7 protein-coding genes are annotated in these 8,493 nt (G+C 66.9%); all 7 read right to left on the bottom strand.

Translation table 11 applies throughout. The features are described from left to right. Window positions 1-379: 379 nt before the first annotated feature. A complete protein-coding gene (locus AC5RWT_RS31540) occupies window positions 380-1,345 on the bottom strand; it encodes a PDR/VanB family oxidoreductase (RefSeq protein ID WP_494083656.1) in 966 nt (321 codons plus the stop codon). A gap of 48 nt (window positions 1,346-1,393) precedes the next feature. After that, window positions 1,394-2,533, bottom strand: coding sequence for a histidinol-phosphate transaminase (locus AC5RWT_RS31535; RefSeq protein WP_494083655.1), 1,140 nt, complete (start codon window positions 2,531-2,533; stop codon window positions 1,394-1,396). A 17-nt stretch (window positions 2,534-2,550) separates the two neighbouring features. Then, window positions 2,551-3,813, bottom strand: coding sequence for an alpha-hydroxy acid oxidase (locus tag AC5RWT_RS31530; protein WP_493966402.1), 1,263 nt, complete (start codon window positions 3,811-3,813; stop codon window positions 2,551-2,553). Window positions 3,814-3,931: 118 nt separating this feature from the next. Then, window positions 3,932-4,699, bottom strand: a complete 768-nt coding sequence (locus AC5RWT_RS31525; RefSeq protein WP_494083654.1) for an amino acid ABC transporter ATP-binding protein — start codon at window positions 4,697-4,699, stop codon at window positions 3,932-3,934. After that, a complete protein-coding gene (locus tag AC5RWT_RS31520) occupies window positions 4,696-5,640 on the bottom strand; it encodes an amino acid ABC transporter permease (RefSeq protein WP_494083653.1) in 945 nt (314 codons plus the stop codon). Before AC5RWT_RS31520 ends, AC5RWT_RS31525 begins: the two co-directional genes overlap by 4 nt. Then, window positions 5,637-6,557: an ABC transporter substrate-binding protein gene (locus AC5RWT_RS31515; protein ID WP_494083652.1), complete on the bottom strand. Its 921-nt coding sequence runs from the start codon at window positions 6,555-6,557 to the stop codon at window positions 5,637-5,639. Before AC5RWT_RS31515 ends, AC5RWT_RS31520 begins: the two co-directional genes overlap by 4 nt. Window positions 6,558-6,928: 371 nt before the next feature. Next, a partial coding sequence (locus AC5RWT_RS31510) for an HAL/PAL/TAL family ammonia-lyase (protein ID WP_494083651.1) occupies window positions 6,929-8,493 on the bottom strand: 1,565 nt, incomplete at its 5' end.

The following is an 8,493-nucleotide window of genomic DNA, read 5'->3' as shown; positions in this document are numbered from 1 at the left end:
CAGACAGCTATCAAGGTCGTCGACGGCTCCGTCGAGGTGGTTTCCGAAGGACAATGGAAGAGGTTCGTGCGATAGGTGCCCAGCATTTGTGACGTCGCGTGGCTTTTGTGCACACCAGGGACGGGACGAACAGGGATTGTCTGCAGCGCCGATGAAAATGACGCTGTAAATCTTAATGAGCACTAAGCCGCGGCCCGCCTCGCAACTAGAACATCAGCTTTGTTTCACAGCACGATGAGTGGCTGAGACCGCACCCGTTTACCGGCTGGGCCGCTCCGTTGTTGGTGCAGTGCTAGGATGCGTTGGCTCAGTTACCTAGCCATGAGGCCAGCGACCTGAACCGGGACTAGCGCTCCGCGCTTTACCGTCTGCGGCGCCCTTAGATGTCCAATACCAGGCGCTGGCCTCTGCAGCGCGAGACGCAGATCATCATGGTGTCCCCGGCCTCGCGCTCCTCGTCCGAGAGCAGGCTGTCCCGGTGGTCGGGCTGGCCGGAGATGACCGGGGTCTCGCAGGTTCCGCAGATACCCTCGCGGCAGGAGTTCAGTACAGGGATGCCGATGTCCATCAGGGCCTGCAGGATAGTAGTGCCGGCTGGGACAATGACCTCAGTGCCGTCGGCCGTCTCTACGACAAATTCGGTGTCTTCTTGCGGCTCCGTGCGCTGAGGGGCTGGATCGGCGGTGAAGCGTTCGCAGTGGTACCTGCTCGGTTCCGCCCAAGACGCGGTGAGTTTTTCGAGTGCGGCCAGCAGCGGACCGGGACCGCATGCATAGACATGGGAGGCGGCATCGAGCCCGTCCAGCAGCGGTTCGAGCGGGAAGATGCCGGACTCGTCGTCGGCATGGAAGCGGACGCGTTCGCCGTACACTGCCAGCTCGTCTTGGAAAGCCATGGAGGTGCGGCTGCGGCCGAGGTAGAGCAGTGTCCAGTCCGTGCCGGCAGCCTCGGCCTGCCGGACCATGGCCAGTATCGGGGTGATACCGATGCCACCGGCGATGAACAGATAACTGCCGGCGGGCTGCAAGGGGAAGTTGTTCCGCGGGCCGCGTACCTGCAGCTTGGTGCCTGGCCGCAGCTCGTCATGGATCCAGGCCGAGCCTCCGCGTCCTGCCGGTTCACGCAGCACACCCAATCGCCAGGAGCCTTCGTCCGGTCGGGAGCAGAGAGAGTACTGCCGGAGCAGCCCGTTGGGCAGCAGCACGTCCAGATGCGCGCCGGCCTGCCAGGCGGGCAATGCCTCGCCGCACGGATGCTGTAGCCGCAGTGCCACCACTGAGTCGGAGGCGGGCTCGATCCGGGTGACTTCGACGTCGAAGAAGCCGTCTTGCGGTGCGGTGTCCATGCAGTTTTTCTCCTAAATAGTGTGCCCGGCGGATGCCGGTAGCAGGGGTCAGGGCGCCGTAGGCGCCGGGATCTGGGTGGCCAGGCCGGGGACGGCGTCGACGGCCGCGAGCACCGCCGCCGATGCCTCCCGGCCCGCGAGGGTGACGCGCACGCCGTCGCCGTCGAAGGCCCTCACGGACACGGACCGCTGCAGGCAGGCCGCCTCGAGTTCGCGGGCACGGGTGCCGGCGGGGATCCAGACGAAGTTTCCGCCGCTGTCCGGGACGAGGATGCCGCGCCCGCGCAGCCGCGCGGTCAGATCGTCCCGTTCAGCAACTATGTCCGCCACCGTCCCGGCGGTGCGTTCGGGTTCGGACCAGGCGGCCACGGCGGCTGCCTCGGCGACCCGGCTGAGCGGGAACGGCAGGGCGGCGCGCCGGAGCACCTCGGTGATCTTCTCGGATGCTGCCAGGTAGCCGGCCCGGAGCCCAGCCAGTCCGTAGGCCTTGGAGAAGGTACGCAGGACGACCAGGTTGGGGAAGGCCGCCAGCAGCGTCACCGCGTCGTGTTGCGGGAGGCAGAATTCGCGGTAGGCCTCGTCCAGGATGATCAGCACGTGCGGCGGCACCTGGTGAAGGAACTGCAGCATTTCGGCATCCGTGACGGTGGTGCCAGTGGGGTTGTTAGGGCTGCACACGATCACGGCCCGGGTTGCGGGGCCGATCGCGGCGGCCATGGCGTCCAGGTCGTGCCTGGCGGCTGCGTCGAGCGGGACCTCGACGGCTGCCGCTCCCGCGACTCCGGCGAGGATGGGGTATGCCTCGTAGCTACGCCAGGCATAGACGACCTCGTTGCCCGGGCCCGTGTATGTGGACAGCACCAGTTGCAGCAGGGCCAGCGAACCTGCCCCGGCCAGCACCTGTTCGGGACCGAGGCCCAGCCGGGCGGCGATCGCGCCGACCAGTTCGTCCCCGGCCAGGCTGGGATATCGGTTGGCCGCAGCTCCGGCGGCGGCGATGGCTGCCTGCACTGACGGAGAGGGCGGCACCGGTGACTCGTTGGAAGAAGCGATCCAGCGCACGGTCGACTTCCCGGCGGACCGGGAGTAGCCCGGGAGCGCGGCGATGCCAGGGCGCGGCTCCGGGGCGGTGGAGCCGTCCGGCGACGCCGGGGCAGCGGGTCTGGGCCTGCCGATGGGTTCGCTCATCATGTTCCTTCCTCGGGTCATGGCCGGGCCGGGATCGGTCCGGGAGCCGGGACCTGGGGCGCGGCTGGCACTGCTCCGTGGTCGAGCAGCTGGGGGCCGCGTCGGCGCAGTTCGGCGGTGCTGGCGACGCCCAGCAGTGCGAGTGTGCGTCGGAACTGGCCCACCAGCAGCTCGGCCAGGCGGACGACGCCGGGTTCGCCGCCGGCGGCGAGCGCCCACAGGTAGGGCCGCCCGACCATGGCCAGGTCGGCGCCCAACGCGACGGCGGTGGCGACATCCGCCCCGTGGCGGATGCCGGAGTCCACGACGACGGCGAAGTCCTCGCCGACGGCCTGCCGGACCGGAGCGATCAGCTCGGCCGTGGCCACCGTCCGGTCCAGCTGCCGGCCGCCGTGGTTGGACAGATGCACGCCGTCCACGCCCAGCTCGCGGGCCCTGACAGCGTCGGCCGGGCCCACCGGCCCCTTCAACAGCAGCTTGCCGGGCCAGGCCGCGCGCAGCTGGGCCAGGTCGGCCCAGGTGACTGCGGGGTCGAACTGGGAGCCGATGTTCTCGATCGTGTACCCGGACCCGGCTGGGCCGTCGGAGAGGTTGGCGAATTCCAACACCGGGGCGCCCAGCATCTTCGTCCAGTAGCCGGGCTTTGCGCCGATGTCCAGCAGGCTGCTGGCGGTGAGCCGGGGCGGGATGGTGAACCCGTTGCGCACGTCCCGCAGCCGGTTGCCGGAAACCGCGGTGTCCACGGCCACTTCCAGGATGCGGTAGCCGGCGTCGGCCGCGCGGCGGACCAGTTCGAAGGTCTTGGCACGGTCCTTCCATACATACAGCTGGAACCAGCGGTCGGCCGCCGGGTCCGCTGCCAGGTCCTCGAGCGCTGTGGTGGCCATGGTCGAGAGTACGTAGGGCAGCCCCGCCCCGGCGGCGGCGCGGGCAACGGCGGGTTCGCCGTCCGGGCAGATCATCCGGGTATAGCCGGTAGGGGCGAAACCAAGCGGTGCGGCGGCGTGCCGGCCCAGGACGGTGGCCGCGGTGTCCGGAGCGCTAACGTCCGCCAGCACAACCGGAGTGAACCGGCGTCGGGCGAAGGCCTCGGTATTGCCAGCCAGGCTGTACTCGGCGTCGGCACCGCCGTCGATGTAGTCCAGCACTGAGCCCGGCAGCCGGCGTGCGGCGAGCCGCCGCAGGTCCTCGACGGTGTGGCAGCGGGCGAGGGCGCGCTCGCTGCGGGAACCCTCCGGAACCTTGACCGAGACCAGGCCCAAAGCCTCGGTCAGCTTCATGGCAGCACCCTTCCGGGGATCCTGATGTTGCCGTGAGGCCCCGCGACGCCGGGCCCGGTCCCCCCTCCAGCGCCGGGGCATGGTTCCGGTGCGGCCTCGGACCACAAGGGGGCCTCGCTCATGCCAGCACCTTGGACAGGAACGCCCGGGTCCGGGCCTCGCGAGGGTCCTCCAGAACCTGGCGGGGCTCGCCGCTTTCGACCAGGCATCCGTCCGCCATGAAATGCACCACGTCACCGACCTCCTTCGCGAAGCCCATCTCGTGGGTCACCACGATCATGGTCATTCCCGACGCCGCCAGCTGCACCATCACCTCCAGCACCTCGCCGACCAGCTCCGGGTCCAGTGCCGAAGTCGGTTCGTCGAAGAGCATTACCGAGGGCTTCAGCGCCAGCGCACGGGCGATGGCTACCCGCTGCTGCTGGCCGCCGGAGAGCTGGCCTGGGTAGTGGTTGCGCTTCTCCGCCAGCCCCACTCGTTCCAGCAGGGCCATCCCTTCCTCGAGGGCCGCGGGCCTGGGCCGGCGCTGGACGATGGTGGGGCCCTCGATCACGTTCTCCAGCGCTGTACGGTGCGGGAACAGGTTGAACTGCTGGAACACCATGCCTACCGACGCCCGCTGGCGCGAGGTCTCGTGTTCTTTCATTTCGCGCAGCCGATTGCCGGTGCGCCGGTAGCCAATCCGTTCCCCGTGTACCCACAGCTGCCCGCCGTCGATCTTTTCCAGGTGGTTGATACAGCGCAGGAAGGTGCTCTTGCCGGAACCGGAGGGGCCCAGCAGGCACGCAACCTGGCCGGCCTGCACGTCCAGGCTGATGCCCTTGAGCACCTCGACGTGGCCGAAGGACTTACGTACCCCGTGGGCGCTGACGATCGGATCATTCATTTCAGGGTCTCCAGTTCGACGGCGGGGGAGGCACCGGCCGGCACCAGTCCGGCGGGCTCGGTATGGCGGGCACCCCTGGCCGGGCGGACCGGGGAAAAGCCCCGCTCGAAGTGGCGTTCGACGTAGTATTGGCCGACGGAGAGCACCGCGGTGACGGCCAGGTACCAGATGGCAGCCACGATCAGCAGCGGGATGGTCTGGAAAGTGCGCGAGTAAATGATTGAGACCGAAGTCAGCAGCTCGCTGTAGCCGATGACGATCACCAGCGAGGTGTACTTAAGCATGCCAATGGTTTCGTTGCCGGTGGGCGGGATGATCACACGCATGGCCTGAGGCAGCACCACCCGGCGCATGGTCTGCGTGCGGGACATGCCGATGGCCTTGGCGGCCTCGGTCTGGCCCTGGGGGATGGCGCGGATGCCGGAGCGGACGATTTCGCCCATGTAGGCGCCCTCGTTGAGGGCCAGCCCGAGCAGTGCGGCGGTGAAGGGCGAGATGACCGAGTTCGTGTCGATCTCGAAGAAGCTGGGACCGAACGGGATTCCGACCACGATCTTGGGTACCAGCGCGGCCATAAAGAACCAGAACAGCAGTTGGACCATCAGAGGCGTGCCGCGGAAAAACCAGGAATAGGCCCAAGCCGCGTAGGACAGGATCGGATTCGCCGAGAGCCGGCAGACGGCGACGGCGATGCCCAGCACGATGCCGATAACCATGGACACCGCGGTCAGCAGCAGGGTCTTGCCCAGTCCGGCCAGCACTGGTGGGGCAAACAGGTACTGGCCGACGACGTCCCACTGGAAGCGTTCGTTCGTGACCATCGAATACGCGACCAGCACCGCGCCGGCCAGGACCAGCCCTGCCGCCACCCAGCGGCCGGTGTACCGGGCCGGCAGCACGGGCAGGTCCTCCTCCTGCCCGCCCGGCTTGGTCCCGGTCACTCGGTGACCCCGTTGATCGGGAACTCGTCCATGGCGTGGTCGGACATCTCGTATTTGGCGAGGATCTTCCCGTAGCTGCCCTCGTCCTTCATGGTGCCCAGTGCCTTCTGCACGGCTTCGGTCAGCTGCTCGCTCTCCTTGGGGAAGACGATGCCGAAGGCCAAGTCTTGGTAACGCGGTCCCTGAACCAGCTGGCCGTTGCTTTCGGCGGCAATCACCGACCCCGACGTGGAATCCACCAGGAAGGCGTCCACGCGCCCGCTCTGCACGGCCAGCACAGCTTGGTTCTGGCCGGCAAAGATGGTGACTTGCAGCGGCTCCTTGCCCGCTGCTTTGCACTTCTCCGACTGTTCGGCGGCGTCGGCGTCCTCGGTGGTGCCCTTGACGATACCGACCGACTTGCCGCACAGATCGTCGAGTGTCTTAAGGCTTTCGGCATTGGCGGTGGCGGTCATGATGCCGCCGCCGGCGGAGAAGTAGTCGACGAAGTCCACCTGCTTCTGCCTCTCCACGGTGTCGGACATGGCGGACATGGCCATGTCATAGCGGGCCGAGACCAAGCCCGGGATGATCGCGTCGAAGGCGATGTTGTTGAATTCGAGCGTGACGCCCAGCTGTTTTTCAAGCTCGTCGGCGATCTCGCGGTCAATGCCGACGATGGTGGTTCCGTCGGTGTCGAAGGACTCGAACGGGGGGTATTCGACGTTGCTTGCGACGTTGATTCTGCCGGCCTTTTGGATGGCGTCAGGCAGTTCGCCGAACAGGGGCGCCTTTGCCCCCGCGGCCGCTGCCGGTGTGGCGGCCCCGCCGCCGCTGCCGGCATCAGCGCTGCCGGCACAGCCCGCCAAGGCGAGTGCCGCTGACAGCGCCAAGGCTGCCAGGGTGGGCTTACGTAGGGAGACTGTCGAAAATATCATTTTTTCTACACTCCTGAAATAGTTATTCGGTTTACTGAAAATCGATGAAAATACTCGCAACCGTCTCTGGTAATACCGGTTTCCCCCACAGGATAAGGAGAAGGCGATGTCTTTCACAAGACCTTTGCTAGTCCAAAAAATACACTTGATAAGCGCGGCCGTAGCGTGCTCCGGCCGCATGGAGGCCTTGGTTTTAGGCGCGGTAAAGCTATTACAATAAATTGGCGGTAAGGCCTCTGCGATTATCGACGATAATTCGAACCGGCGACAAAATAATATAGGGCGGAAGGAAATCTTTGGCGTTTCCTGCTTTCCTAAAAGGCCGGCACCGGTGGCGAATTCCCACCGCCCGGACCGAACAGCATCCCGACCTAGGCCGAGCCGGACAGCACCTCGCTGACCGCGGTGACCACGGCGCCGCCGTGGACGAGATCCCGGGCGGTGCGGACCCGCGGGTACATCACCACGTCCTTGCGTATGTGGTCCACGGCCCGGCCATCGGCCGACTTGGACGAACGGACCATCTCCAGCACCGCTTGGCTGGCCGGTGCCAGCGTGGCGGAGGCGGTCTCCGGCCTGGCCAACCGCAATTCCAGCGCTTGGCAGGCCATGAGCAATTCGATCCCCACCACAGTCTCGATGTTCGCCACGACCTGCCGGGCGTGCCTGCCGGCGTTGTTGGCCATGGAGACATGGTCCTCCTGGTTGGCGCAGGTGGGGATCGAGTCCACACTGTCCGGGTGCGAGAGCGTCTTCGAGTCCGAGACGAGAGCCGCGGCCAGATACTGCGGAAGCATGTAGCCGCAGTCCATCCCGGTCTGCTCGCTGTCGATCAGCATGTCCGGCAGCCCGCGGTTGAGGGTGCCGTCGTCGAGTCGGAAAAGTCGGCGCTCGGTGATGTTCCCGATCTCGGTGACCACGATGGAGATGAAGTCGGCGGCGAAGGCCACGTATTCGGCGTGGAAGTTGCCGCCGGAGACTGCCTTCAGAGAGCGGCTGGCGGGCAGCGCCGGAAAGATCAGCGGATTGTCGGTGGCGGCGTTGATTTCGTTGCCGATGATCCCGGCGGCGAACTCCAAGGTGTCCTTTACCGGGCCGAAGACCTGCGGCACGCAGCGCAGCGAGTACGCGTCCTGGGGCGGCTGGCGCACAGGGTCGGCCTCGGCGCTGCCGTCGACCAGGGAACTGCCCGCCAGCAGTTCCCGGATCCGGGCGGCCACCTCGATTTGACCCTTTTGGCCGCGGGCTTCATGCAGTTCGGCGATGAAGGCGTCCCCGAAGCCCATCAGCGCCTCAATGGTCATGGCGGCGGTGATCTGCGCGGTCTCCAGCAGGTTCTGTGCGTCGAACAGGGCCAGGGCCGCCTGAGCACAGGAGAAGGAGGTGCCGTTGAGGAGTGCCAGGCCGTCCTTGGCGCCCAGCGGCAGCCGGTCCAGACCGGCAGCGGTCATCGCGGTCTTGCCGCTGGTCACCGCGCCGTCCAGGAAAGCCTCGCCGGAGTCCAGTTCTTCGTCCCCACCGGTGTGCGAGCGGGTCATCACAATGGCCACGTGCGCCAGCGGGATCAGGTCCCCCGAGGCGCCCAGCGAGCCGTACTCGGGGATGGCAGGGCAGACACCGCGGTTGAGCATTTCGGCCAGGGTGGTGACGATTTCCGCCCTGATGCCGGAGTGGCCTTGGACCAGGCTCACGATCCGGATGAACATGGTCGCCCGCACCACTTCCTCGTCCACGTACCGGCCGACGCCGGCGGCGTTCGACAGGACCAGCCGGCGGGAGAGTTCCGCGGCGTCGGAAGCCTCGTCGAAGGCCCTGCGTCCGGCGAGGGAACCGAAACCAGTATTGATGCTGTAAATCGGCGCCGTAGGACGTCCGGCTTCCATCTGCTCCACAACGGAACCGAGCCAGGCGCGGCTCGGTTCCATCCGGGCCAGCA

The organism is Arthrobacter sp. Dra40 (assembly GCF_059091905.1).
Note: the sequence above shows the minus strand (reverse complement) of the source record. Positions and strands in the feature narration are given on the sequence as shown.

Excerpts from the sequence above, each read along its gene's own strand:
- AC5RWT_RS31540 (WP_494083656.1), bottom strand. The coding sequence starts at position 1,345 with ATGGACACCGCACCGCAAGACGGCTTCTTCGACGTCGAAGTCACCCGG.
- AC5RWT_RS31530 (WP_493966402.1), bottom strand. The coding sequence starts at position 3,813 with ATGAAGCTGACCGAGGCTTTGGGCCTGGTCTCGGTCAAGGTTCCGGAG.
- AC5RWT_RS31535 (WP_494083655.1), bottom strand. The coding sequence starts at position 2,533 with ATGAGCGAACCCATCGGCAGGCCCAGACCCGCTGCCCCGGCGTCGCCG.
- AC5RWT_RS31525 (WP_494083654.1), bottom strand. The coding sequence starts at position 4,699 with ATGAATGATCCGATCGTCAGCGCCCACGGGGTACGTAAGTCCTTCGGC.
- AC5RWT_RS31515 (WP_494083652.1), bottom strand. The coding sequence starts at position 6,557 with ATGATATTTTCGACAGTCTCCCTACGTAAGCCCACCCTGGCAGCCTTG.